Below are 25,295 nucleotides of genomic sequence, written 5' to 3'. Positions count from 1 at the left end.
ACGGAGACAACCATGCTGAACAAAGTTATGCTGATCGGCCGCCTCGGCGCCGATCCGGAAGTACGCTATATGCCGAGCGGCGATGCTATTACCACGATCCGCCTGGCGACCAGCCGCCGCTGGAAAGACCGCAATACCAACGAGCGCAAGGAAGAAACCGAATGGCACCGGGTGGTGTTTTTCAGCGGTTTGGCCAAAATCGCCGGCGAGTACTTGAAAAAAGGCAGCCAGGTTTACGTCGATGGCCGTATCCGCACTCAAAAATGGCAGGGCCAGGACGGCCAGGACCGCTACACCACCGAAATCGTCGCCGAAAACATGCATATGTTGGATAGCCGTAGCGGCGGCACCGCCAGCTACGCCGACAGCAACACGCCGCCGCCGAGCGCCTACGACAACCGTCCGGCCGGCGGTGCCGGCAGCCCGGCCCCATCCGGCCCGGCCGCTTACGACGATTTCGACGACGACATTCCGTTCTAGGAGTCACCTGAGATTATTCTGTAAAGAATATGAGTCTAAGCCCCTGTAAATAGGGGCTTTTTTGCGGCACCGATTTAAAGCCGCAGGCAAATCTGAGTAATGCCGGCCGCCCGCAGGCACAAACCAAACCGTTAGCGGCCATCGATTCGGCCGCGACCGGCAGTTGCCGTTGCGGCAATAGGGTTTATTCCTTTTTGCCGTTGGGAACTTTTCATTCGCCGGCCGCTTTGCCAAACTGGCCGGCTGGAGCGCTCTCGCGAGCCGCATGGTTTATTACCCACCTGACGTCGCTTAATGGATCAACAGCCGGAAAAATTACGGGCCCGCTGCCTTTGCATCGATATCGAAACCGCCCGCCACGACCGACTGCAACTGAGAGAAATCGGCGCATTCCGGCCCGATACCGGACTCAGGCTCAGAGTGGCCGGCAAAGCCGCCGATCTGGCGGACAAGCTGGACCAAGCCTGCGCCGGCGCGGCCTTCGTGTTGGGCCACAACGTGATAGCCTTCGACCAACCGGCGCTATCGCTATTGCATCCGGAATTGGCGCTGCACCGGTTGCCGCTGGTCGATACCTTGGAGTTGTCGCCGGTCGCGTTTCCGCAAAATCCCTACCATCGCCTGGTCAAAGACTACAAGCTTTGCACCACGACCCGCAACGATCCGGTCCGCGACGCCGAGTTGGCCTACGAGCTGTTTCTGGACCAGGCCGCCGCCTTGCGCCAACGGGTGGCGGAACATCCCGACGAGGCTTTGTGCCTGCATTTTCTGCTGGCGCCGGAAAACGGCAAAGGCGTTGCCAACTTTTTCGCGACGCTGCGCGCGGCGTTGCGGCCGGCGTTGGCGGAAGCGCAAACCGCGTGGCGGCGGGCGACGGACGGCAAGGTGTGCCGGCGGGCACAGACGCACGTCGTTAACGTTCGCTTACCCGACCCGGAATGGCACAAGCCGCTGGCCTACGTACTGGCTTGGCTGCGCGTGGCCGGCGCCAACTCGGTGTTGCCGCCGTGGGTGGCCGCGAATTTTCCGCAAACCCGCGAGCTGATAGCGCTGCTGCGCGATTCCGCCTGCGGCGATCCGGATTGCGCCTGGTGCAGCGAACAGCACGATTTATCGAAACTATTGCCGCGTTATTTTCCCGGCATCGACCAATTCCGGCCGCTTCCGGCCACCGCGGACGGCCGCTCGCTGCAACAGGCCATCGTCGAAAACGGTTTCGCCGGCAGGCCGACCCTGGCGATTCTACCCACCGGCGGCGGTAAATCCTTGTGTTACCAGTTGCCGGCGTTGGCGCGGTATTACCGAAACGGCAGTCTGACTGTGATCGTTTCGCCGCTGCAATCCTTGATGAAGGACCAGGTCGACAATCTGGAGTCGCGCGGGATTACCTGCGCCGGTTATCTGAACAGCCTGTTGAATCCGCTGGAGCGGCGCATCATGCTCGACAAATTGCGGCTCGGCGATTTGGGCTTGATTTTCGTGGCGCCGGAGCAGTTTCGCAGTACCGCGTTCACCAAGGCTCTGGCCCAGCGCGACATCGGCGCCTGGGTGTTTGACGAGGCGCACTGCCTGTCGAAATGGGGCCACGATTTTCGCCCCGACTACTTGTACGTCTCGCGCTATATCAAACAGCGCCAGCCGGGCAAACCGGCGCCGCTGCATTGCTTTACCGCAACCGCCAAACCGGATGTGGTGCAGGACATCGTCGGCCATTTCGCCGGCCGCCTCGGCGTTTCGCTGCAAGTGCTGACCGGCGGCGTCAAGCGGGAAAACCTGTGGTATGAGGTCCACGCGGTACCGGCCCCGGCCAAATACCCGGAAGTGCTGCGTTTGCTGGAACAAACCTTACGCGACGACGGCGGCGCAATCGTGTTCTGCGCCCGGCAGAAAACGGTCGAGGAGGTCGCCGGGTTTTTGCAGCAGGCCGGTTTGGATTGCGGCTATTTTCACGGCGGCATGCTGCCGGAGGAAAAACGCCGGGTGCAGGAAGCCTTCATCGCCGGCGAATTGCGCGTCATTGCCGCCACCAACGCCTTCGGCATGGGAGTGGATAAGGCCGACGTGCGGCTGGTGTTGCATCTGGACACGCCGGGATCGTTGGAAAACTACTTGCAGGAAGCGGGCCGCGCCGGCCGCGACCAGCAACCGGCCCGTTGCGTGTTGTTGTTCGACGAGGCCGACCTGGATGTGCAATTCCGCTTATTGCGCAATTCCCGCTTGAGCCAGCACGATATCCACGCCATTCTGAAAGCGTTGCGCAGCATCGAGCGCAAAGACCGCAGCGAAGGCGAGGTCGTCGTCACCAGCGGCGAAATCTTGTTGGAGATTCCGGACAAGCACGGCATCGACCCGGACGCCGCCGATGCCGATACCAAGGTCAGGATCGCCGTGGCCTGGCTGGAAGAGGCGCGCTTGCTCGAGCGGCGGGAAAACCATACCCGCGTGTTTCCCGGTAGCCTGTTGGTGTCGAGTCTCGACCAGGCCAGGGATGTGCTCAGCAAGAAGCTCGGGCCGCAGGCGGACATCGAACCTTACCTTACCCTACTGGCGCAGTTGTTCGCTTGCGAGGACGACGCCGGCATCAGCACCGACGACCTGATACTGGCCACCGGCCGCGATTCGCATCGGGTGATGCAAATGTTGCGCGATCTGGACCGGTTCCAATTGCTGTCCAACGATACCGAAATCGGCATCGCCTTTTACCGCGATCCGGACAGCGCCGAGCGGTTGGAAGCGTTGCGCAAATTGGAGGATGCGTTGGTGGCCTGCCTGCGCGAAGCGGCACCGGACGCCGACCGCGAGCAATGGCAGATTTTGAACGTGCGCCGTTTGTGCGACACGCTGCGGCGCGAGTCCGGCGTCGAGTTGGAGCCGGAACGCTTGTCCAGGCTGATGAAATCCTTTGCCGAAGCCTTCGGCGGCAGTGCCGGCCAGCGCGGTTTTTTCGCGTTGCGGCCCGGCGGTCAGGACAACCGTTACCTCAAATTGCTGCGCGACTGGCGCGAAATCGATGCGATTCGCCATAAGCGCATGCGTCTGGCTCAGGCCTTGTTGCATTATTTTGCCGACCGGCGCCAGGGCAACAACTTGCTGGTGGTGTGTAAACAGGGCGATTTGGAAGCCGCGCTGCAGGCCGACCTGACCTTGCAGGATCTGGAGGTGCGCGACTGGAACGTGGCGTTGGCGGCGACTTTGGTCTACCTCGACACCAACGAAGTATTGCATTTGGCCCGCGGCAAAGCGGTGTTTCGCGCGGCGATGAGCATACAGCTCAACGCCGAGGCCAGGCGACGCCAATTCAAGAAATCCGATTACGCCGAATTGGCCTTGCATTACCAGGACAAAATCGTCCAGGTGCACGTGATGGCCGAATACGCCAAGCTGGCGCTGGGCAAAATCCAGGCCGCGATGGCGTTTATCGTCGATTATTTCGGCATGGACCGTGCCGCCTTCGTCCGCCGCTATTTTGCCGGCCGCCAGGACGTGTTGGAAATGGCGACCACCGAGGCCGCGCACCGCCGGATTTTGACCGATCTGAAGAATCCTGAGCAACAGGCGATCGTCGCCGCGCCGCTGGAAGGCAATTATCTGGTCCTGGCCGGCCCCGGCGCCGGCAAGACCCGCGTCATCGTTCACCGCGTGGCCTGGCTGTTGCGCGAATGCATGGCATTGCCGGAAGAAATCATGGTGCTGAGCTATAACCGCTCCGCGGCGGTCGAGATTCGTAAGCGGCTGTGGGCCTTGGTGGGCGCCGATGCCGGCGGCGTCAGCGTCAACACCTTGCACGGCCTGGCGTTGCGATTGACCGGTACCAGTTACGCGGTAGCCGCCGAACACGGCGAAAGCGTGGATTTTGCCGCGGCGATCAAACGGGCGGCGGCCTACTTGCGCCAGGCGGAGGCCGGCGACGAGGTCGGGCCTTCGGTGCGCCGCGACCGCGTGCTGTCAGGGCTGCGCTACCTGTTGGTCGACGAGTACCAGGATATCAATGCCGACCATTACGAATTGATCAGCGCCTTGGCCGGCCGCAGCATCCGCAGCGAGGAAGACCGGTTGTTTCTGATGGCGGTCGGCGACGACGACCAGAACATCTACGCCTTCGGCGGTGCCGACGTTAGCTTTATCAAACGATTCAGCGCCGACTATCAGGCCAGGACCTTCTATCTGCTGGAAAACTACCGGTCCACGGCGCAAATCATCCACTGCGCCAGCCGGGTGATCGCTCCGGCCCGCGGCCGCATGAAAGCCGGGCAGACGTTACGCGTCGACCATGCCCGGCGCGAGGCGGCACCGGGCGGCGAATGGCAGGATTTGGACAGCCTGGCCCAAGGCCGGGTGCATATCCTGGCGGTCGCGGCCGACAACGCCGCCGAAGCCGAAGCGGCCTTGGCAGAACTGCAACGCCTAAACCGGCTGCAGTCCGGCAACCCGTCCGGCTATTGGGGCCGGTTCGCCGTGATTGCCCGCAATTGGCAAAATCTGGAGATGCTGGAGGCGTTATGCCGGCGGAGCGGAATTCCGGTACGTTCGCTGCGCGACGAGTATTTGCTCGATCTGCACAGCACGCGCGAAGGCCGGGTTTTGATCCGCTTGTTGAGCAGCCGGCAACGGCAGGGCCGCAAACCGCGGTTGTTGTTGCGCTGGGGAGCGCTGTCGCGTTGGTTTCGCCGTTGTTACCGGCAAGCGGTCACGGCGGAGATAGCGCATCCGTACCGCGCGCTGTTGGCGCAATTCATCGCCGAAGCCGAATCCGCCGCGCCCGGCTGCCAACTGGTCGCCGCCAATTTGCTGGACGCGCTGTACGAGTTCGGTTCCGGCAGCCAGACCGCCGGCCAGCAAATCAACTCGCCGTTGACATTGCTGACCGCTCACCGCGCCAAAGGGCTGGAGTTCGACCACGTATTGGTATTGGACGGCGGCGCGTGGCAATCCGCCGCCGCCGACGAGCGGCGCTTGTTTTACGTGGCGATGACGCGCGCCCGCAAAACGCTGGCCTTATGCTGCCGCCAAGGCGGGCGCCATGCTTTTATTGCCGAATGCGAACCGCTATGTCTGAAAAGCCGGGGCCAACGGGTCGAGGGCCTTAGCCGCGCATTGGAGCGAGTCTGGGTTGCCGACCCGTCGCAGGTAGTGTTGTCCTGGCCCGGCTGTTTTGCCGCCGACCAGCCGATACACCGGGCGCTGGCCGGCTTGGATTGGGGCAGCGAACTGGTGTTGCGCGAACGCGGCAACGGCAGCGAGGGTTGGGAACTGGCCGACGCCAACGGCATCGCGGTCGGCCGTATGGCCCAGGCATTCCGGCCGCCGCCCGGCCGCATCGTCGCGGTCAGAGTGGCGGCGGTGCTGGGGCGGGATAAAAAGCCGGGCGACAAAGCCAAGCTCAGAACCGAATCCTGGGAACTGGTTTTGCCGGAAATCGTGTACGTCGCCGACGGTGCTTAATCCAACGCCGACAAGGCAGGCGGCATGCGCATCCTGGGGGCGATGCCGTTAGTTTTAGGCTATGTTCGCGTTAGTAGTTGGCGTCGCCCCGACATACCCAAAGGGCGCAAGTGGATTGCCGGGGCCCAGAAGCCACGGACGGCAAAGTTTCAACACATCCTTGTGCTCTGGATCCCGGCAATCCATGCCGGGATGACGGCTTTGATCTCATTCAACTAGTAACGCGAACATAGCCTTAGTTTAAGCACCCGGCAGGGATTGCCCAATGCGGTTAAATCAAGGGAAGTAGGTCGTTCCGGCAGGGAATGCCGGAACCCAGGAGCCAAGGATGGCCAAGGCGTTCCACGTCCTTGTCAAAGCCACGCAGTTTTGAACGGGAAGTTCAATTCGGTGCGTTATTCCAAACGGCATTTGGGCTAAGCCGAACGCCGTACCAGGATCAAATCCGCGCCCGCCGGGCCCAGCCAAGGTTGCTGAACAAAGCCAGCAGCAAGGACAGGCAGCCGCCGATTGCCGCCGCGGACAGGTTTTCGTCGAACAGCACCACGCCCAGCAGCAAGCCTAGCACCGGCACCAGCAACGAGAACGGCGCTACCCGGGTCGCCGGGTAATGCCTGAGCAGCCGGTTCCAGCACAGCGTGCCGATCAGCAACGCGCCCAGCGCTTGGTACAACACCGCTGCCAGCGCCCGGCCGGCGGCCGCTGCGGACAAGTCCAGCAGGTGTTGCGGCGATTCGAGTACGGCGCTGAGCCCTGCCAAGATCACGGCAGGCGGCAGCGAGGCCCAGGCGACGAAGGCCAGCGTGTCGGCGCGCAGGCCGACGACTGCTAAACGCCGGGCTACCAGGTTGCCGCTGGCCCAGCCGGCCGCGCCGAGCAAGCTGAAACCGAGTGCCGTGGCCGGCAACGCGGCGGGGCGGTCGGACACGATCAAGCCGACGCCGATAACGGCCAAGGCCAGCGATAGTAGCTTGCGCCGGCTCAGCGTTTCCCAGCCCAGCGCGACGCTGAACAGCAAAGTAAAAAACACCTGCAATTGCGCCAATACCGAGCTGAGGCTGGTCGGCAAGCCGAAGTGCAAGGCCAGGAACAGCCCGGCGAATTGCACCACGCCCCAACCGGCACCATAAAGCAACAGCATCTGCCAGCCGATGGCCGGCCGGCCGACGAACAGGATCAACAGCGCCACCGCGGCAAAGCGCAGGCTGGCGAAAGCCAACGGCGGCAGATCGTGCAAGCCCCAGCGGATCACGGCAAAACTGCCGCCCCAGACCAGCACGCAGAGCAAGGCCAGTAGCAAGTGTCTAAAGGCCATCGCTTTAGACTCCGGTTTGGTCGCAGATGACGACCCGCCAGCCGTCCGGGTCCTCGAATGTACGGCTCTTGTCCAGCCAGTACGGATTTTCCGGTGCCACTTCGCGGGCGCCGACGGCCGCCAGCCGTTGATAAAGGCTTTGCCGCTGCTTGGCATCCGGCACATAAAACACCAGCAAATTATCCGGCGCCGGCACCCCGCACCGGTTGTCGCCGTGGTGTTGGGTAAATTCCAAATGGTGGCTGCTGCCCGGTAATCCGAACATGACGCCGTCGTAACCGGCGTGGCCGGCGAACGAGCCGATCACTGCCAGTCCCAAGCCGTCGCGGTAAAACCGGGTCACCGCGTCCAGTTGCCGGGTAGGGCGGGCGATTCGGACTTGGGCGATGCGTAGGCCGGCGTTGAATTCGAGTTCTGTAGCGGTATCTGCCATAGCGGTCTCCTGCGCTTTATCGTGCGGAAAATTGGACGCGGCTGAGTTTCGGATATTATTCAAACTAATTGAAATGAAGAAACGGCAATAGCGCTATGAATCCGGTGCATGACTTGAGGCATATCGATCTGAACCTGCTGGTGGTGCTGGATGCGTTGCTGGCCGAGCGCCATATTTCCCGCGCCGCGCAACGGCTGGCGATGACGCAGCCGGCGGTCAGCCATGCTTTGAACCGATTGCGCGACCTGTTTGCCGATCCGTTGCTGGTGCGGGTCGGCAACGAAATGCGGTTGACGGCCAGGGCCGCCGCCTTGGCGCAACCGCTGGCCGATGCGCTGGCGCAGGTACGTAACGTCGTCGCGGCCGAGGCTTTCGAGCCGCAACGCTGCCGGCGTTGTTTTCGTTTGGGCGTCAGCGACTACGGATCGGCGGTGGTATTGCCGGACCTGGTGCGGCGGCTGCGCCAAATCGCACCCGGCGTCGATTTGCAGTTATCGCAACATTCCCGGCTGGAAACCTTGCGCCAAGTGGCGGAAGGCGAGCTCGACGCGGCGCTCGGCGTGTTTCCGATGCTGGCCGAGGGCCTGCAAGCCGACGTGCTGTTTCAAGAACATTTCGTGGTGCTGACCGACCGCCACAATCTGCCGGATTCGGCCGAGCTGACGCTGGAACATTATCTGCAAGCGGCGCACGTGCATGTCTCGGTGCAGGGCATGCACCACAGCCACGTCGATACCGCGCTGGCCGCGCGCGGATTGCGCCGCCGCATCGCCGTGATCATGCCACATTTCACCGTCGCCGCCGCCTTGCTCGCCGGCACCGACCTGGTGCTGACGGTCGCTTCCCGCGCCGTGGCCGGTCCGGCGCTACCGGCCAATCTGGCCCTGTTGGAACCGCCGCTGCCGATTCCGCCGTTCGATTTCGTATCGATCTGGCGGGCGGGTGTAGAAGCCAATCCGGAGTTGGCGTGGTTGCGTGGGGAGATTCGGGCGGTTGGTGGGTGAGTTAAGGCAGTTGATCTAAAGCGGAATCGGAGGTCAGCATACCTAAGGGTTACAAGTATGCTGAAAGGTTTTTCCGGCGATATCACGTTTGCCGGAAATGTTGGTGCATATTTCGGCCGCAATGGTTTATGACGACATTCCGTAAGAGCCAGATCGAAAATTCCAGACAGGCAAATTGAAGTTAACTCAATATTGAGGTCGGATTGGACAAAGTCCAACTCAGCATCTAGGCTTTCAAAATTAGGTATCGTTCTGCTCGATCTACCCTACAGCCATAAGGCAACGAATGGAGTTTTTTAATGGCAAACAAACTGGATTTTGAAAATCAAAGAAAAAAAGATCAAGTAAGTAAAAAAGGTTACATACGCGCCGATACAGAAATGCCGCTAGTAGGCTCTTACGCAGATCGCCGCCGTTATGATTTGGATGAGATGGAAAAGGGGAATAATCGGCAAAAGATTGCCAAATATAAAGATGAACTAAACAAACTCATTTCAAAAGCAAATAAACTTGATTGGATTAGTCTTAAGTTATGGCAAAAGCAAGATCTCCAAAAAGAAATACTTAAAGTTTTAGTTTTATTAAAAGATCTTGACTCTACTTGTGTTCTGGAACCAAATTTTAAGACTGCAGAAACCATAATTAAAAAATGTGGGTTTGATAAATTTTCAAATACCATTTTTCATAAACATAAGGGAGTTCCTAAAAATCGTAAAATAAGACGGGGAAGAAAATCATAGTAGAGCCGAGATGATGCAGCATAATACGAACTTTCGGTTCATCGTTCGAACATCAGATAGTGGCGGAGGCTAGGTAGAGCAACGCGAAACCCAGCAGATATTTTAAAATAGCCAAGTTTGGTTATATCCAAATATGTTTTGTATTTCAAAAACTCGTCGGCTTCGAAGCTGGGTTTCATTATCATTGAACCCCGCCTAAATCTAATTCTCAAGTCAAAGCTTCGCTTCCAGCACCAGATTAGTCGGCGTTGCTGCGGCGCGGCGGATTTGGTTAAAGCCGGCGGCGTTCAGTATTTCGGTCAGGCGTTTTTGCCCGGCTTGCGCCCCGAGGCTCAGGCCGACTTCTTGCGATTTGGAGGCCGGTACGCAAACCATGGTCGAAAACGAGTAGTAGATTTGCCCGAGAGGGTGCAGATTGTCCTCCAGGGCGTCGCCGGCAAACGGTTCGACCAGCATGAAACTGCCGTCGGCGGCCAGTGTGCTGGCGACGTGGGCGGCGGCACCGACCGGGTCGCCCATATCGTGCAGCGCGTCGAAGATCGTCACCAGATCGTAGTGCTTGCCCGGATATTCTTTGGCGGTGACCACTTCGAAAATAGTGTTGCTGGCCACGCCGGCGGCCCGCGCCCGTTCTCGGGCGTGCTCGATCGACGGCGCGTGGAAATCGAAACCGTGAAAGGTGGAATTGGGAAAAGCCTTGGCCATCAGGATGGTCGACGATCCGTGGCCGCAACCGACATCAGCCACCCGAGCGCCGGCTTCCAGTTTTTCCCGAACGCCGTCCAACGCCGGCAGCCAGTGGTCGATCAGGTTCATCGCATACATTGGCCGGAAGAAGCGCTCGGTGCCGCAGAACAGGCACGGGCTATGCTCGCGCCACGGCAGGCCGGCCCCGGAACGAAACACCTCGCTGAACTTGGGCTCGTCGATATACACCGACATCACGGCCTGGAAAAAGCCCTGCATGCAAGCCGGATGGCCTTCGGCGGCGAAAATCACCGCCTGCTCCGGCGTCATCGAAAATCGCCCGGATGCCGCATCGTAATTGATGTAACCGGCTGCGGCGTTGGCGGACAGCCACTCGCGCAGATAGCGTTCGTCCATGCCGGTGTTGTCGGCCAGTTGCTGGCTGGTCGCCGGGCTGATTTCCAGCAACGCGCTGTACAAATCCAGCTTGTCGCCGATGTAGGCCATCAGCAGGCCCAGCGAGCCGGCGACGTCATTGATCACTTTGCCCTGGAGCTGCTCCAGCTTGGCGTTGTCGATTTCGTTTAAATGCAAGGTCATAACGCTCTCCCGATGTGCTTGCCGCTTATGGTTATGGCAGGCAATCTACCGAAATCGGCTAGCGGGAACAATATTATTTTTTTCTAATGAAGTTGGGTTCGACGCTGGCTGACAGATTCCTGGCCGGATCGGCGGCAAAGTCCGACAAAATGATCCGGACTTAATGAATATGGCATTTCGAATCTGTCGAACCATTCAGCCCGCATTATTGCCGTTCCGCTCTGGCTTTTAAGGCCTGATTCATCGCTGTAAAACCGGGTAGCACGTCGCGTTGCAAGCCGACGGCGAATAGCGGGATTAGTAGTCCGCTGAAATGCTCGCTGTGGCGGAAGCGGATTTTGTCGGCGTCCAGCGGTTCGATGGCAAACCGGTGCTCGCCGTCGAATAGGCTGGGGACTAGAACCCGGCCCAGCCATTTCAGTTCCCGTTCCGGCTCCACGGTAATGACGGTCGGTTGGAATTTAATGGTTTTGCCGGCCTGGATATGCACGTGCAAGCGGCTGCCGATTTTGGCTTCGCCGGAAATGGCGCGGACGAACGGATTCCAGGCCGGATAGCCGGCAAAGTCCGACAAAATGATCCGGACTTTCGCGGCCGGGGCAGCGATTTCGATTTCGGTATCGATTTGGTAATGAAACATGCGAGTTTGCTGGATCGGGTTGCGAAGATTGGTTTGGGCGGCTTGTATGCCCGATCCGGATTAACGTATATCATCGCAGTCGGACTGGGGGGCGTATATGACATTAACGGACCGGTCCGGATAACGGCCGCGCCGGCAGGTAGTGCTGCCAGCAACCGCATTTAATTCTACGACAAGGAACCCTCCGCATTTGGCCGCATTGATCGACACCCTGGATTTGCACAGCCTGGCCTATGCCGTGGGCAGTATCGGCATCGTGCTGGAATGGCGGGCTTATTGGTTGCCGGGCGGCAGGGCGTTTCGGCGCTGGTCGGCGGCGGGGGCTTTGTTTTGGGCCGGCCAGTATTTTTTACTGGATGCCTGGACTGCCGGCTTGAACATGGCCGGTACCGCGTTGCGCACGTTGTTGTCGGCTTATGTGACCCACGGTGCCGGCAAACATTGGACGGCGGCGGGCTTTACCTTGGCGTTTACCGCATTCACCGTCTTTTCCTGGCAGGGGCCGATTTCGCTGGCGCCGGGCTTCGCGACGATCAATACCACCTTCGCTTTGTTTTATCTGGACAACCGGCGCATGCGCATTGCCTTGTTGGCATCCAGTCTGGCCTGGATCGGTAACGATTGGTATTGGCAGGCCTGGCCGGCCTTGCTGGCCGAGAGTGTGGCGATGCTGGTCAACGCCAGGACCATAATCGGCTTGTATCGGCAAAACTCGGCTTAGCGGCTGAGCAGGATTTTACGGACGCCGGGTTGTGCGGCGTGGGCGAAGGCGGCGACGCCGTCGCGCAACGGATATTCGCCGTCTATCAAAGTCTCCACCGGCACGTCGCCTTTGGCCAATAAATCCAACGCTTTGGCGAAGGGGCCGCAGCGCGAGCCGAGCAGCGTAATTTCGGCGACGACGATTTTGCTTAAATCCAGCGCCGCGCCGGCGGCGAAGGTGCTTTTCAATACCAGTGTGCCCCGCGGCCGGGTCAGGCGCAGCGCTTGAGCAACGCCGCCGGCGTCGACCACGCAAGCGAAACGGTTGTCCGGGCAATCTAAGGCCAGGCCGGTCCGTAATCCCCAAGCTGCCGGCAAGGCCAACGACGCCGGCGTCCGGCCCAGCATCACGACATCGTGGCCGGCCAGGGCCAGCACTTTGCCGATCAACAGGCCGAGCCGGCCCGGACCGACCACGGCGATTTCGCCGGCCGGCCGCTGTGCCAGTTGCTCGGCCACTTTCAATGCCGCCGCCAGCGGTTCGGCAAATACCGCCGCCCGGTCCGTCACCGAGTCGGGAATAGCGTAAAGATTGCGCATCGGCAAGGTCAGATAATCGGCGAAGGCACCGTGTTGGCCGCGGATGCCCAACACGCGCCGGTGCGGGCAATGTTCGGGGCCGTGCTGAAGGCATTCCGGGCAAGTTTGGCAACCGATGTTGATGCTGCCGACCACCCGCTGTTGCAACCAAGCGTTGTGCTGCGGGTCGCCGACTGCAACCACGCGGCCGACGAATTCGTGGCCGGGAATGCCGCGGAAGCCGGCATAGCCTTGCGCCAATTCCAGGTCGGTGGCGCAGATGCCGGCCAGACTCAGCTCGATCAAGGCTGCGTCCGCTGCCGGTACCGGCTCGGCGAAGTCGGTGCGGTACGCCAATGTGTTGGATAAAACCAGTGCTTGCATGATTGGCACGCCGGACGGGGAAAAGCCGATTATCGCGCAAATGCCGGTTGGGGTGAACCCAACGTCGTTAAGTTAAGGAACAGACCGGCCCGCTCCTACCATCCTTAACTTAACGACATTGGGGGGTGAGCCGGGTTGGCGCTACAATCCGGCATCGACTTTTTTCTAGGGGATTGCCATGTCCGATTTTCCTTTGCCGCCCGTCGCCGAAGCTTTCGACCGCTTCGTCAATATGCCGCTGGACCGGCTGTTGGCCGAATCCGCCGCAGCGGATGCCGAGTCCAAGTTTTTGCAGTTGTTCCAGCGTTGCGCCGCCGAGGTGCCGGCCTACCGCGATTTTCTGGCCGCGCGCCAGGTCGATCCGGCTCAGGTCAACGATTATGCGGCATTCCGAAACTTGCCGTTGATGGGTAAGGCCGACTACATGCAGGCTTACCCTTTGCCGGAACGCTGTTTCGGCGGCAGCTTGCGCGGTGCGGACCGGGTGGCGGTGTCGTCCGGCTCGACCGGCACACCGACCTTCTGGCCGCGCTCGGCCGGCGACGAATTGGAGGTGGCGCTGCGTTTCGAGCAAGTGTTTGCCGACAGTTTTCAAGTCCACCGCCGTAGCACGTTGGCGGTGGTGTGTTTTGCGTTGGGCAATTGGGTCGGCGGCATCTTTACCACGTCCTGCTGCTGGCATCTGGCGCGCAAGGGCTATCCGTTGATGGTGGCTACGCCGGGCAACAACAAGGCCGAGATTCTAAGGGTGGTGCGCGAGTTGGCGCCGCATTTCGAGCAAACCGTGTTGCTGGGTTATCCGCCCTTCGTTAAAGACGTGATCGACGCCGGCAGCGTCGAGGGCATCGATTGGGCGGCTTACCGGCCCAAGCTGGTATTCGCCGGCGAAGTGTTCAGCGAGGAATGGCGCAGCTTGCTGGGCCGGCGCACCGGCTCTGCAAATATTTGTTTCGACAGTGCGTCGTTGTACGGCACCGCCGACGGCGGCGTGCTGGGCAACGAAACGCCTTATAGCGTCGCGATCCGGCGCTGGTTAGCCGACCGGCCGGACGCGGCGCGGGCTTTGTTCGGCGAGTCGCGCCTGCCGACCTTGGTGCAATACGATCCGGCCAGCCGCTTTTTCGAAGTGCACGACGCTACCCTGGTGGTGTCCGGCGCATCCAGCGTGCCGTTGCTGCGTTACCACATCGCCGACAAGGGCGGGTTGGTCGCGTTCGCCGAGATGCAGGAGTTTTTACGCGGCTACGGCGTCCAATCGCATACCGAGCTGGGCTTGCCGGCCGATTTTCGGCCGCGGGCATTGCCGTTCGTGTTCGTGTTCGGCCGGGCCGATTTCACCGTGTCGTATTACGGCGCCAATATCTATCCGGAGAATGTGACCGTGGGTTTGGAGCAGCCGCAGATCTCAGCCTGGGCCACCGGCAAGTTCGTGTTGCAAACCCGGGAAACCGCCGACGGCGACAAGGAACTTCATATTGCCGTGGAACTGTTGCCCGGCGTCGAGCCGGCAGCGGAGATGGTGCCGGCCATCGCCGAGTCGGTTAAAAACCAATTGCTGCGGCTGAACAGCGAATTTGCCAACTACACGCCGGCGGAGCGCCAGTTGCCACAGATCACGTTGCACGGTTTCGGCGACGCCGAATATTTTCCGGTCGGCGTCAAACATCGTTATACCCGGCGCTGAGCGGCGCGCGGAATTTGCGAATCCGCCGGCAAATTGCAAAGCGGGTATCGGTTGAGGGACAATAACCGGTCAGGCCGGGCAGTGCGGCAGCGTCGAACGGCGCAGCGCACCGCTCGGCGGAGAACCTCGACCAACACCGACCAAAACCATGTCTACACCAGCCAGACACATTCAATTGATGGACACGACGCTGCGCGACGGCGAGCAAACCCAGGGCGTGGCCTTCACGCCGATGGAGAAAGTCAGCATCGCCAAAGCCTTGCTGCAAAACCTGCGCGTCGACCGGATCGAGGTGGCGTCGGCCAGAGTGTCGGAAGGCGAAAAGGAAGCGGTGACGCTGATCAACCAATGGGCGCAACAGGAAGGCTTTGCCGAGCGCGTCGAGGTGCTGGGCTTTGTCGACCACACCCGTAGCGTGGACTGGATTAAATCCACCGGCGGCCGAGTCATCAATCTGCTGGCCAAGGGTAGCGAGAAACACTGCCGGGAACAGCTCGGCAAGACGCTGGAGCAACACAGCGCCGACGTGTTGCAAACCATAGGCTATGCCCACGAACAGGGCTTGCGCGTCAACGTCTATCTGGAAGATTGGTCCAACGGCTACAAAGACAGCCGCGATTACGTCTACGGTTTGATGGACAGGCTGCAGCACAGCCCGGTCAGCCATTTCATGTTGCCGGACACATTGGGCGTCATGGCGCCGGACGAGGTATTCGCCAGCTTCAGCGACATGTGCCAGCGTTATCCGGCAGTGCAATTCGATTTCCATCCGCACAACGACTACGGCTTGGCCACCGCCAACGTGATGGCGGCGGTGCGGGCCGGCGTCAGCGCGGTGCATTGCACCGTGAACTGCCTTGGCGAGCGCGCCGGCAACGCCTCGTTGGCGGAAGTCGCGGTGGTATTGCGCGATAAGATGGGGCTGGATTTGGCCATCGACGAAAGCCATCTGGTGCGGATCAGCGACATGGTGGAAAACTTTTCCGGCAAGCGGGTCGCGGCCAACGCACCCATCGTCGGCGCCGACGTCTTTACTCAGACCGCCGGCATTCACGCCGACGGCGACCATAAAGGCGGCTTATACAAAACCAAACTCGGCCCGGAACGCTTCTCGCGTACCCGCAGTTACGCACTGGGCAAGATGAGCGGCAAGGCCTCGTTGAAGAAAAACCTGGAGCAGCTTGAGCTGGATTTGTCGGAAGAAGACCAGAAAAAAGTGCTTGCCCGCATCGTCAGCATCGGCGATTCCAAACAAACCATCACCACCGACGATCTGCCGTTCATCATCGCCGACGTGCTGGAAAGCAAGAGCTACCAGCACATCAAATTACTGGCCTGTTCGATCAACAGCGGGCTGGATTTGCCGTCCACGGTGAGTATCCGGGTCGAAGTCAAAGGCGACAAGCACCAAGCCACCGGCGCCGGCAGCGGCGGTTTCGACGCCTTTATCGATGCGATCGGCAAGGTGCTGCAACACTACGAATACCGGCTGCCGACGCTGGCCGATTTCGAAATCCGCATCCCCAAAGGCGGCCATACCAGCGCGCTGACCGAGTGCGTGATTACCTGGGACTGCGGCAGCGAGTTGCGCAAGACCCGCGGCGTCCACGTCAACCAAGTGTTTGCCGGCATTCTGGCGACGATCAAGTTGATCAACATTCAACTGCACGAGATGGCTGCCAGCCCAAAGGCCTAGGGTTACGCATTGCGTACCTGACAGTCTAAATCTGTGGTAACTATTCAGCGCGAAGCGCCAATCGCCTCTCCTGATGGAGAGGGCCGGGGCGAGGAGAATTTAAAAGGCAAAAGCCTCATTTTGACTCTCCTCTCCCTACCCTCTCCATCAGGAGAGGGAGTAAGCATCTTCCTGAAAGCCACTGAATAGTTACAATCTGTGTACTTAAACAACCCTCTCACAGAAATCTACCGCGACCGCTGGCTGTTGGTCGTCCACAAGCCGGCCGGCTTGCTGGTGCATCGCAGTCCCATCGACAAACACGAAACCGAATTTGCCTTGCAATACGCCCGGGCTCTGAACGGCGGCGAACACGTCTACCCGCTGCACCGGCTGGACCGGCCCACTTCAGGCTTGCTGGTGTTCGCCCGCGACCCGCAAACCGCGAGTACCTTGGGTAAGGCCTTGATGGCCGGTGAAGTGCGCAAAACCTACCAGGCGATGGTGCGCGGCTGGACGCCGGAGCAGGGACTGATCGACCATCCGCTGCGCGACGAGCCGGAAGACCGCCGCTTGAAAGGCGAACCGCAGCCGGAGCGCGAAGCCCGCACCCGCTATCGGCGGCTGGCAACCACCGAAATTCCGGTCGCCATCGAAGGCCACCCCACCAGCCGCTACAGCCTAATCGAACTCTACCCGGAAACCGGCCGCAAACACCAACTGCGCCGACATATGAAACACATCAGCCACCCGATCATCGGCGACGCCAACCACGGCCGCGGCCGCCATAACCGTTATTTTGCCGAACGTTTCGGCCAGGGGCGTTTGATGCTGGCCGCGACGGAAATGGCTTTTTCGCATCCGGCGACCGGCGAGATGCTGCATTTGCGGGCAGAGTTGGAAGACAGTTTTTTGCGGGTGTTGTCGGTGTTTGCAGGGTAGTGCAGTCGTTTAATTTCCTAACACCCGTACTTCCGGTGCCGATCCGGCATCCCTGGCCGCTTTGCAAAAATTGCGGTCAAAAGTGTGCATGACGGCTGTGCCGCATGCCGCCAGATGCAAGGCATCGGCGAAATCGGCGCCTTGCGCGTACCATTCCAGTGCATTGGCGACGGCTTCCGCATCCTCGATCACGGTGTTGTCCACGGCCAATAATGCCGAGAAAAAAGCGATCAGTTGGTCGCGGGATTTTTTATATCGGGCGCGTAACACCCATTCGGTTTCCAGCAGCACGGTGCGCGAAACAAAGATCCGGTCGCTGGCAATCAATTGCCGAACCAAGGCGACTTGTTCCGGATGGTCGTCCACTACCGCCCGCACCAATAGGTTGGTGTCAAAAGTAATCATGAAGCATCCGAACCGTCTTCTGCGTTGAGTTCCACTGGCTTACATAAGGCATCTGTGGATAGCGGCGGTCCGTCATGTTTGAGCATGCCGATCAAATCCGCCAAATTGCGGCCGGATTTTTTTTCCACCGCTTTTAGCGTAACGCCGGATGCATTGGCAATCAGGGTGAGCTCCGTGCCGGCTTCCCAATGCAATTCGTCGCGAATTTCCTTGGGTATAACAACCTGCCCTTTGCTGGACAGGGTAATTGTGGCGGTAGACACTGGCAAACTCCTTAGGGTGAGACAGAAATGAAGACGAATTATCGACTGGCGGCGGTCTATAGACAAGGCTTCGTCGCTCCCGCGCGCGGCGAAGCGCATGATTTTTCTCTGCATTTACGAGCGGAGTTGGAAGACAGTTTTTTGCGGGTGTTGTCGGTGTTTGCTGGGTAGGGCAAGGCCGGCTTGCCGCATCGGTTTAGCCAACGGTTTCGGCTAGCGGCGGCTCGGCATCCAACGTAACATCGGCGTAAATCTCGGCAAAATCCAATGCCAAATCCAGCTCCGGCAATGCCAGCTTAGCGCTCGAGTCGGTATAGCTATGCAGCAGCCAGGCGTTGTCGGCGGTGCGCCGGAAGCAATCGATGGCCTGGGTTCGGCTGTCGATCAACCAATAGCTCTGCAAGCTGTCGAGTTGACGGTAGGCGGCGAATTTGGCGCCGCGGTCGAAGGCTTCGGTGGAAGGCGACAAGACCTCGGCGATGAACAGCGGATATTGTTTGAATAAACGATTCTCCCGGTCCTTTGGGTGGCACGTGACCAGCACGTCTGGGTAAAAGAAGGCGTTAGCCGCGGCCACGTTGACTTTCATGTCGGAAATATAAGGCCGGCAAGGCGACTGTTTCAGCGCTTGCTTCAACAGAAACGCCAGATTCATGGAAATCGAAACATGCGCATCGCTGGCGCCGACCATGGCCCAGACCTCGCCGTCCAGATATTCGTGTTTCACCGTTGCGGCCTCTTCGCCTTGCAGATAGTCGCTGCTGCTCAACTTCAATTTTTCGGCAAGTGCCATGGTCTATTCCTCGGTTGCGGGTCGGCCTAATTCTACTCTTCCGGGGCGCAATGTGAATTATGCGATCCTTGTCCGCCAACGTGCGATTCGGCCAGCTAACTCGGGAGCATTTTACTCTGGAGGCTGGCCATGCAAACCTCAACGCTTAAACAAGCCCATAAAATGCGCTGATAGGATGCTGCCGACGTTAGGAGGCGCATCGTTCGCGTTACTCGATACCTTGAATTTAATATTGCTCATTGCTCCCCCAATCATTTGGATAAATTCCGGGTTTCACCAATTGATGAAAACTGGAATACGGCCTTTATGCCCTGTGGGTAAATCCATCGCCGGTTTTACTTGACCATGCTTGACCGGATTCGAATGGATATAATCGAGATGCCGATTTAAGTCATTTTGGTCCTATCATCGTTCCCACGCTCCGCGAGGGAATGCAGCCCCGGACGCTCTGGCGTCTTTATGAATCAAGGTAAAGCATGGGCAGAAGCCGTTATCTCATCACCGAAGCCGACAAACCCCATTTCATGACCTGCACCGTCGTGGAATGGCTGGCCGTGTTTACCCGCCCGGAAACCGTGTAAATCGTCCTAGACAGTTGGCAATACCAACGCCAACACACAGGTTTAAAACTCTATGGCTACGTGATTTTGGAAAACCATCTGCACTTTATCGCCCAAGCCCCGGAACTCGACAAATGCGTTGCCGGCTTCAAAGCTTATACCGCTCGCCGGATCATTGACCACCTCCAGCGGCAACAAGCCGAGCGCCTGCTGCAACGCCTGCATTTTGCCAAAGCCGCACATAAACGGGATCGCGAATACCAGTTCTGGCAAGAGGGCGTACATGCCGAAATGATTTTGAACGAAGCGATGATGCGGCAGAATCTGGACTACATCCACGCCAACCCGGTCAAGCGTGGTTATGTCAATTTACCGCAGCATTGGCGTTATTCCAGTGCCGCCAACTATGAAGGCTTGGTGGGGTTGATGGAGATAGATGTTTGGTTCAAAAAAGCGAAGCGCATCATTCGCGACCGATGGGCTTCACGGTGTTCAGCACATCCTACGGCCCTATATTCCCATGCCATTAAATTGTTTAGCGAGAAATGTTGCATAATTATCTGTCATGCCACTTACGAAATCGATGACTCTTAGCAATACCATGTAATTTTTGGATAGTTCATTGCTATTCTCTCCAATTCTAGGATGAAAAGTATTTCTTCCAATTAAATCCATTACTCTCTGACTTCTAAAAGACATTTTGTTGGAGTCCTTGCTCCACTCTAAAGCTGCCTCACACATAACATTTAGTAGTGTGGATATTACATTGTAAGAACCAATTTCTAATTCAATTTTTCGCGGGTGATTGAAAATTATATCTTTTGCAATTTCCTTGGCCTTGTACACTGAATTTTTTACATCAGACTCGCATAAATCGATCAGGCTTGTTGGGTCACCATTAAGATATTGGTTTTCATGTTTTATAAACGCATCGGCTGCGGCTTCTACATAAGCGCCGATTACCTTTCCTCTTAAAATAGGCATTTTTCGTCCATAATTCATTTTTCCCAACTCATTTTCTACATCAGAGATATCGCTCCCATTTATTTCTAAAACAGGTCTTAATATTTCGAATATATCATCCCATTTTAAGATGTTCATTTCTAATCCATCTTCAAGATCAAGAATTCCGTAGCAAAAGTCATCTGCCGATTCCATAAGATGAACGAGAGGATGTCGCGCATATCAGTCATCACCATCTTTTTTCATTAATCCTGTGGCATTTGATATTTCCTTAAATATCTCCAATTCGGATGTGAATACTCCATATTTATTCTTTTTTGGCCTTTGACCATCAGTCGAAGGAAGTGAGGTCCAAGGATATTTTATAAATGACGCAAGTGTTGCGTATGTAAGTCGCATACCTCCTTCATTCAAGTGATTTTCAACGGATGTCAAAATCCTGAGTCCTTGAGCGTTTCCTTCAAATGTTTTTAAATCATTGGCCTCACATGGTCTTAACTCCTTTAAATATTGACTTCCCTCGTTATTAAACCAACTGCGTATGGCCTCTTCGCCTGTATGACCAAATGGTGGATTTCCGATGTCATGAGCCAAACATGTCGCTTTAACAATTTCACCAATATCACCCGATGATATTTTCTCTGGAAGATTGCCGTCTAACGCCAGCTTTTTTCCAACCAAACTTCCTAAGCTTCTACCAACACAAGCCACCTCTAAACTGTGTGTTAATCGATTGTGAATATGGTCATTTGTTGCTAGAGGGTGAACCTGAGTTTTTCTTGCGAGACGTCTAAACGCACCCGAAAATATTATTTTGTCCTGATCAGATATAAAAGTTGAACGCCCTAGTTCAGTTTTTGAAGGTCGAGCACCTAAACGTTCGGAACATAACAGTTTTTCCCAGCTCATACTCATATATTTTCTCCATTTAATGATGAAAAATTTATCAAAACTTAACCGCTTTAATCATATTCAACCAATGCCGTAAGGCGCAATAACCAACGGGCATTGCGCCGAATTTTCTTTTCTTTCGGCGTATTACGCTAGCGCTAATACGCCCTACACGAATTTTTCGAAATCAATAAGCCTGCACCCCAAATCTCAACAACAACCTCGGCAAAATATCATCCAAATTCAACACATCCTTATCGGTCAATTCAATCAAATTGAAATTATATTTCTGGTAAATGGCGAGTTTTTCCTGTTTGCCGGCTTGGTATTTGGCGTCGTTCTCGTAGCCCCAGAATTCGATATACACCTTGCCGGTGGGGATGTAAAAGTCGCAGTACATTTCCTCTTCAATCGGCAGTTTGCGTTCGTAGCAAGTAGCCTCGATGCAATCGAGGATTCAAAGGGCAATATAATTCATTTATTTAATGTTCACCTGATGGTTGGAATTTTGTAATCCTCGATTCCGCTGACGCTGCATCGAGGCTACGCGCTTCCGGCCAAGCGACGTATTGGCCGTATTTGCCGGTCAGATAAACGCCGCCGGCAGCACGTCCGGCGGCGGTCAGTTGCCCGAACATTTGCTCCTGGGATACGCCGCGTAATTTGGCGAGTTGGGTGGTGGATAGGCGTTTTTCGTCACTCATCAGGTCAGTTCTCACGTTAAGACGTGCACAGTGTAGCCTATCGATAAACGAAAGCCGTTTTTCAAGGAAAGCGTGGCGGCCAATCTGCTAAAATCCGCGGTTTGTTTACTGACCGAACGTTTTCGATTCAACGCTTTAACCACTCAGCACTCACCATCTCATGAAAAACTACAAAATCGCAGTCCTGGCCGGCGACGGCATCGGCCCTGAAATCACCGCGGAAGCCCTCAAGGTTTTGAAAGTCATCGAAGAACGTAACGACGTGAGCTTCGAATTGTTGCCGGCCTTGTTCGGCGCCTGCGCTTACTTCGCAACCGGCGACGCCTTTCCGCAAGCTACGATTGATATTTGCGACCAGGCCGACGCGATCTTGAAAGGCCCTATCGGCTTGAGCCACGAAGAATCCAAGAAAATCCCGGTCGAGAAGCAACCCGAACGCGGTGCTTTGCTGCCGATGCGCCGCCGTTACAACACTTACGCCAATTTCCGCCCGGTGTCGTTGCCCAAATCGCTGGCGCATTTCTCGCCGTTAAAGCCGGAAGTGATCGGCGAAGGCATCGATTTGATCATGGTCCGCGAGCTGGTCGGCGGCTTGTATTTCGGTAACAAAGAGCGCGGCGTTAACGAAGAAGGTAAGCGCTACGTCCGCGAAACCCTGGAATACGACGAAGACCAAATCCGCCGCATCATGCACGAGGCGTTCAAGCTGGCGCAAAAACGTCGCAAGTTGCTGCACAACATCCATAAAAGCAACGTGTTGATGTCCAGCGTGTTGTGGAACGAGGTGATGGAAGAAGTGGCGAAGGACTATCCGGACGTACAAGTCGTCAACTATTTGGTCGATGCCGCCGCCACCGCGCTGTGCTTGAGACCGACCCAGTTCGACGTGATGGTGATGGAAAACATGTTCGGCGACATTTTGAGCGACCAGGGCGGCGGCATTTTGGGCTCGCTGGGCTTGATGCCGTCGGCCTGTATCGGTCCCGATAAAGCTTATTACGAGCCGTCACACGGTTCGGCGCCGGACATCGCCGGCAAAAACATCGCCAACCCCTATTCGATGATCGGTTCGGTGGCGATGATGCTGGAAAACAGTTTTGGCATGGAAGCGGAAGCGAAAAACGTCTGGGCGGCGATGCAGGGCGTGTTCGGCGACGGTTACTCGACCGCCGATCTGTCCAAACCCGGCACTGGCGTAACGATGATCAGCACCCAGGAGTTCGGCGATAAAGTCGTCGAAAAACTGCGGGCGATGCCGAAAATTTAAGTCTGCGCGGTAAAGCCGAATCGGCTTAAAACCTCCAGTAAAAAGGCGGGCGCCGTAAGGGCCCGCCTTTTTTATTGCCCGGATTTTTCCGAATCAATCGCGAAACAACGCCAGTTCGGCGATGCGGCGTTCGATGGTTTGCAGAGTTTGCCGGTAAGCGGCGCCTTCGACGCCGCCGAAGCGCTGGACGAATTCGGCTTCGTTCATCGATTCGACCAAGTCGGCAGTGGCCGGCATCATATCCGCTTCGCCGGCTTGCGCCAGCCGCTGTTGCAGCCGCGCAGCCTGATCCCGGCCGGCAATTGCGGTTTCGCCCATGCGGGTGCCGGCGCGGTCGGCGGCCAGGTCGGGAAACGAAAAGCCGCTGCCGCCGCGCGAGTCCTGGATCTCCTTATACAAGCCGACCGCATCGGCCAGCGGCGTGCCGGAGTAGGCCGCCAACATTGCCGATACCAGATAGTGTTTGGTCAGGTCTTCGCGGCCGTTCAGCAGCAGCGTGCGCCGGTAGGGCCGCGGCCAGAGTCCGGCTTGGGGTATCGCTTTGCTCAGCGGAATACCGTTGGCATACAGCGTCAGCACCAAAATCGCCGCCCGGTTTTCGGCAATCGGATCGCCGGCTCGGCTGCGCTGTTGCGCCAGTTGGAACAAGGCTTGAGTCGATACTGCCAGGCTGGCGCGGTCCGGCAATTTAACACTCAGTTCGGCCAGCCGGCGCTGGTACGGCTCCAGGATTTGGGCTTCGGCGTCGGCCAGTAAGGCGCGGCGCAATTTATGCGGTAAATCGGCTTGCCAACGGTAATAGACGGTGGCGCGTTGCGGCAGGAATTGCACATGTTGGACGAAACCGGCGACGAGCTTTAGATCGACCGGCAGCGGCAACCAGTCTAGCGCGGCTTTGAGCGCCAGTTCGGCAAGCGGTCCGGGAATTGAAAGGGAGCCGAGGCGAACCGAATCGATGAGCGGCAAGCCGATTTTCTGCCGCAGTTGCAGCCTTAGATTCAAGTAGCCGCCGAACGGGTTGGCCGGCAATGGCCAGGTGGCGTCGATCCGGGCCCGATTTTGCTCCAGGCGCAAGGCGGCACTGGCGCCGGCGAATTGGTTGGCCCAGTAGTTCAGCGCCAAATCGAGATCGGCTTGCTCCAGGCTGAGGCGGGCGACAGTGCCGGAGCGCAGCCGGCGCGGGTCGTTTTGGTGGAACAATTGCCGGGCGCGGCCGATTTGCTCCGGCGTCAGTTCGGCGCGGGTTTGCAACAAAGGTTTGGCGTCGAGCGCAGCGTAAATCGCCAGCGCGATTAAGAACGGCGCCAGCAGTAAAGTCAGCCGGCACAGCTTTCCGAACAACTTCATCGCTGGTGCGACGCGGTTAGGCGGCATCCGGGGCCGGATCGCGGAAAGCCGACAATCAGGCCGATTTGTGCCGCTCCGCTTCGTACTGCGCCACGCTGATGCCGGCCTGGGCCAGGTACTCGCGGACGTGTTTGATTTCTTGTTTGCTGCAGACGCCGCTGTGGTGCGGGTGGTGCAGAAAGCCTTCGACCTGGTTCAGCACCACGTGAAAACGCGAGCCATGGCTGGGTTGCACGCTGGCGCCCAAATGGCGCAACAACGATTCGATGTCGCGCCAATGCAGATTGGCGCTGACCGGGTCCTGAAATATCGCGCGGAGCAGGTTTAAATGGTGGCTCATGACAGCTTACTCCTGGCAGGTGTGTTGAAAGCGTTGCCTGAAAAATGCCAACTTTTCCGCCAAAGCTTGCAGCGGGCGGTTAAATGGCGGCTATTTGTTTCTCCAAAAGAAACAAATCATCTATAAATAGGCTTATTGTAAATAAAAATTAAAAGTTTATAGTTAACCCAACTTCAACGATTCGACTCAAGCCAGTCAAGGCGGAAAAATGAACCAGTCAAAATTTAAAGACATCGTTACCGGTCTGTTTTTCACCACCGGTATTTTCAGCTTCATGTCGGGCGAGTTTGTCTTGTCCACGTTGCTATTCGGCGCAGCCTCGCTGGCCAGCAACCTGAGCGTTGCCAAACCGGTCCGGATTTAAGCGTTTCCCGATTTTCGTAGTACCTCCTCGTTGTAAATGCTCTGCATCTTACCTGGCCTCTTACCGCAAGGTTCGAGGCCTTTTTTTGGCG

The 25,295-nt window shown here is 57.7% G+C and carries 24 protein-coding genes and 1 pseudogene; 11 read left to right on the top strand and 14 right to left on the bottom strand.

Features of this window, described 5'->3' with window-relative positions; all coding sequences use genetic code 11:
• Window positions 1-12 precede the first annotated feature (12 nt).
• A complete protein-coding gene (locus MKFW12EY_RS14500) occupies window positions 13-480 on the top strand; it encodes a single-stranded DNA-binding protein (protein ID WP_221053256.1) in 468 nt (155 codons plus the stop codon).
• A gap of 294 nt (window positions 481-774) precedes the next feature.
• On the top strand, window positions 775-5,922 hold the full coding sequence (locus MKFW12EY_RS14495; protein ID WP_221053255.1) for a RecQ family ATP-dependent DNA helicase: 5,148 nt from the start codon (window positions 775-777) through the stop codon (window positions 5,920-5,922).
• A gap of 439 nt (window positions 5,923-6,361) precedes the next feature.
• Here MKFW12EY_RS14495 and MKFW12EY_RS14490 read toward each other — a convergent pair whose 3' ends face one another.
• Both MKFW12EY_RS14490 and MKFW12EY_RS14485 read right to left on the bottom strand, forming a co-directional pair.
• Complete coding sequence (locus tag MKFW12EY_RS14490) at window positions 6,362-7,237, bottom strand: EamA family transporter (RefSeq protein WP_221053254.1); 876 nt, start codon at window positions 7,235-7,237, stop codon at window positions 6,362-6,364.
• 4 nt (window positions 7,238-7,241) lie between these two features.
• Window positions 7,242-7,670, bottom strand: coding sequence for a VOC family protein (locus tag MKFW12EY_RS14485; RefSeq protein WP_054763550.1), 429 nt, complete (start codon window positions 7,668-7,670; stop codon window positions 7,242-7,244).
• Between the two features lie 95 nt (window positions 7,671-7,765).
• Between MKFW12EY_RS14485 and MKFW12EY_RS14480 the strand changes: the two genes are divergently transcribed.
• Both MKFW12EY_RS14480 and MKFW12EY_RS14475 read left to right on the top strand, forming a co-directional pair.
• Window positions 7,766-8,674, top strand: coding sequence for a LysR family transcriptional regulator (locus MKFW12EY_RS14480; RefSeq protein ID WP_221053253.1), 909 nt, complete (start codon window positions 7,766-7,768; stop codon window positions 8,672-8,674).
• Window positions 8,675-8,973: 299 nt separating this feature from the next.
• Entirely contained in the window at window positions 8,974-9,414 is a 441-nt protein-coding gene (locus MKFW12EY_RS14475) for a hypothetical protein (protein WP_054763547.1), read from the top strand.
• 213 nt (window positions 9,415-9,627) lie between these two features.
• On the opposite strand, the gene MKFW12EY_RS14470 is transcribed toward MKFW12EY_RS14475, so the two are convergent.
• Window positions 9,628-10,701 (bottom strand): class I SAM-dependent methyltransferase, encoded by a 1,074-nt coding sequence (locus MKFW12EY_RS14470; protein ID WP_221053252.1) that lies wholly within the window; start codon window positions 10,699-10,701, stop codon window positions 9,628-9,630.
• Window positions 10,702-10,906: 205 nt separating this feature from the next.
• A complete protein-coding gene (locus MKFW12EY_RS14465; protein WP_054763548.1) occupies window positions 10,907-11,341 on the bottom strand; it encodes an SRPBCC domain-containing protein in 435 nt (144 codons plus the stop codon).
• Window positions 11,342-11,531: 190 nt separating this feature from the next.
• Between MKFW12EY_RS14465 and MKFW12EY_RS14460 the strand changes: the two genes are divergently transcribed.
• Window positions 11,532-12,062, top strand: coding sequence for a YgjV family protein (locus MKFW12EY_RS14460; RefSeq protein WP_245006314.1), 531 nt, complete (start codon window positions 11,532-11,534; stop codon window positions 12,060-12,062).
• Here the strand turns inward: MKFW12EY_RS14460 and MKFW12EY_RS14455 are convergent.
• Window positions 12,059-13,006, bottom strand: coding sequence for an alcohol dehydrogenase catalytic domain-containing protein (locus MKFW12EY_RS14455; RefSeq protein WP_221053251.1), 948 nt, complete (start codon window positions 13,004-13,006; stop codon window positions 12,059-12,061). The two genes, MKFW12EY_RS14460 and MKFW12EY_RS14455, sit on opposite strands and share 4 nt — an antisense overlap.
• Before the next feature lie 178 nt (window positions 13,007-13,184).
• Here MKFW12EY_RS14455 and MKFW12EY_RS14450 point away from each other — a divergent pair, with 178 nt between their 5' ends.
• From MKFW12EY_RS14450 to MKFW12EY_RS14440, 3 genes are all read left to right on the top strand, one after another.
• Window positions 13,185-14,690, top strand: coding sequence for a phenylacetate--CoA ligase family protein (locus MKFW12EY_RS14450; protein ID WP_221053250.1), 1,506 nt, complete (start codon window positions 13,185-13,187; stop codon window positions 14,688-14,690).
• Window positions 14,691-14,838: 148 nt separating this feature from the next.
• Window positions 14,839-16,386: an alpha-isopropylmalate synthase regulatory domain-containing protein gene (locus tag MKFW12EY_RS14445; RefSeq protein ID WP_221053249.1), complete on the top strand. Its 1,548-nt coding sequence runs from the start codon at window positions 14,839-14,841 to the stop codon at window positions 16,384-16,386.
• A gap of 198 nt (window positions 16,387-16,584) precedes the next feature.
• Complete coding sequence (locus tag MKFW12EY_RS14440; protein WP_054762921.1) at window positions 16,585-17,307, top strand: pseudouridine synthase; 723 nt, start codon at window positions 16,585-16,587, stop codon at window positions 17,305-17,307.
• A 9-nt stretch (window positions 17,308-17,316) separates the two neighbouring features.
• Here the strand turns inward: MKFW12EY_RS14440 and MKFW12EY_RS14435 are convergent, their stop codons facing one another.
• From MKFW12EY_RS14435 to MKFW12EY_RS14425, 3 genes are all read right to left on the bottom strand, one after another.
• Window positions 17,317-17,712, bottom strand: coding sequence for a type II toxin-antitoxin system VapC family toxin (locus MKFW12EY_RS14435; protein WP_054762923.1), 396 nt, complete (start codon window positions 17,710-17,712; stop codon window positions 17,317-17,319).
• On the bottom strand, window positions 17,709-18,089 hold the full coding sequence (locus tag MKFW12EY_RS14430; RefSeq protein ID WP_221053248.1) for an AbrB/MazE/SpoVT family DNA-binding domain-containing protein: 381 nt from the start codon (window positions 18,087-18,089) through the stop codon (window positions 17,709-17,711). The genes MKFW12EY_RS14435 and MKFW12EY_RS14430 overlap by 4 nt, the downstream gene beginning before the upstream one ends.
• Window positions 18,090-18,171: 82 nt before the next feature.
• A complete protein-coding gene (locus tag MKFW12EY_RS14425; protein WP_054762925.1) occupies window positions 18,172-18,768 on the bottom strand; it encodes a Uma2 family endonuclease in 597 nt (198 codons plus the stop codon).
• Window positions 18,769-19,349: 581 nt separating this feature from the next.
• On the opposite strand from MKFW12EY_RS14425, the pseudogene MKFW12EY_RS14420 reads away from it, so the two are divergent.
• A pseudogene (locus MKFW12EY_RS14420) lies at window positions 19,350-19,772 on the top strand (transposase); the annotation flags it as partial.
• Window positions 19,773-19,838: 66 nt separating this feature from the next.
• Here the strand turns inward: MKFW12EY_RS14420 and MKFW12EY_RS14415 are convergent.
• From MKFW12EY_RS14415 to MKFW12EY_RS23075, 4 genes are all read right to left on the bottom strand, one after another.
• On the bottom strand, window positions 19,839-20,486 hold the full coding sequence (locus MKFW12EY_RS14415; protein ID WP_221053247.1) for a hypothetical protein: 648 nt from the start codon (window positions 20,484-20,486) through the stop codon (window positions 19,839-19,841).
• A 27-nt stretch (window positions 20,487-20,513) separates the two neighbouring features.
• Window positions 20,514-21,206 (bottom strand): dGTP triphosphohydrolase, encoded by a 693-nt coding sequence (gene dgt / locus MKFW12EY_RS14410; RefSeq protein WP_221053246.1) that lies wholly within the window; start codon window positions 21,204-21,206, stop codon window positions 20,514-20,516.
• Between the two features lie 163 nt (window positions 21,207-21,369).
• Entirely contained in the window at window positions 21,370-21,582 is a 213-nt protein-coding gene (locus tag MKFW12EY_RS23080; protein WP_054762929.1) for a hypothetical protein, read from the bottom strand.
• Window positions 21,583-21,664: 82 nt separating this feature from the next.
• Window positions 21,665-21,886, bottom strand: coding sequence for a hypothetical protein (locus MKFW12EY_RS23075; RefSeq protein WP_245006313.1), 222 nt, complete (start codon window positions 21,884-21,886; stop codon window positions 21,665-21,667).
• A 160-nt stretch (window positions 21,887-22,046) separates the two neighbouring features.
• Between MKFW12EY_RS23075 and leuB the strand changes: the two genes are divergently transcribed.
• On the top strand, window positions 22,047-23,153 hold the full coding sequence (gene leuB, locus MKFW12EY_RS14400; protein WP_054762931.1) for a 3-isopropylmalate dehydrogenase: 1,107 nt from the start codon (window positions 22,047-22,049) through the stop codon (window positions 23,151-23,153).
• Between the two features lie 93 nt (window positions 23,154-23,246).
• Here leuB and MKFW12EY_RS14395 read toward each other — a convergent pair whose 3' ends face one another.
• Window positions 23,247-24,500 (bottom strand): YfiM family lipoprotein, encoded by a 1,254-nt coding sequence (locus tag MKFW12EY_RS14395; RefSeq protein WP_054762933.1) that lies wholly within the window; start codon window positions 24,498-24,500, stop codon window positions 23,247-23,249.
• A 55-nt stretch (window positions 24,501-24,555) separates the two neighbouring features.
• Entirely contained in the window at window positions 24,556-24,840 is a 285-nt protein-coding gene (locus MKFW12EY_RS14390; RefSeq protein WP_054762935.1) for a type II toxin-antitoxin system HicA family toxin, read from the bottom strand.
• A 208-nt stretch (window positions 24,841-25,048) separates the two neighbouring features.
• Between MKFW12EY_RS14390 and MKFW12EY_RS14385 the strand changes: the two genes are divergently transcribed.
• On the top strand, window positions 25,049-25,204 hold the full coding sequence (locus MKFW12EY_RS14385; protein WP_186289564.1) for a hypothetical protein: 156 nt from the start codon (window positions 25,049-25,051) through the stop codon (window positions 25,202-25,204).
• Window positions 25,205-25,295 lie beyond the last annotated feature (91 nt).

Origin of the sequence: Methylomonas koyamae (assembly GCF_019669905.1) — a bacterium.
Taxonomy (GTDB): domain Bacteria; phylum Pseudomonadota; class Gammaproteobacteria; order Methylococcales; family Methylomonadaceae; genus Methylomonas; species Methylomonas koyamae.
Note: the sequence above shows the minus strand (reverse complement) of the source record. Positions and strands in the feature narration are given on the sequence as shown.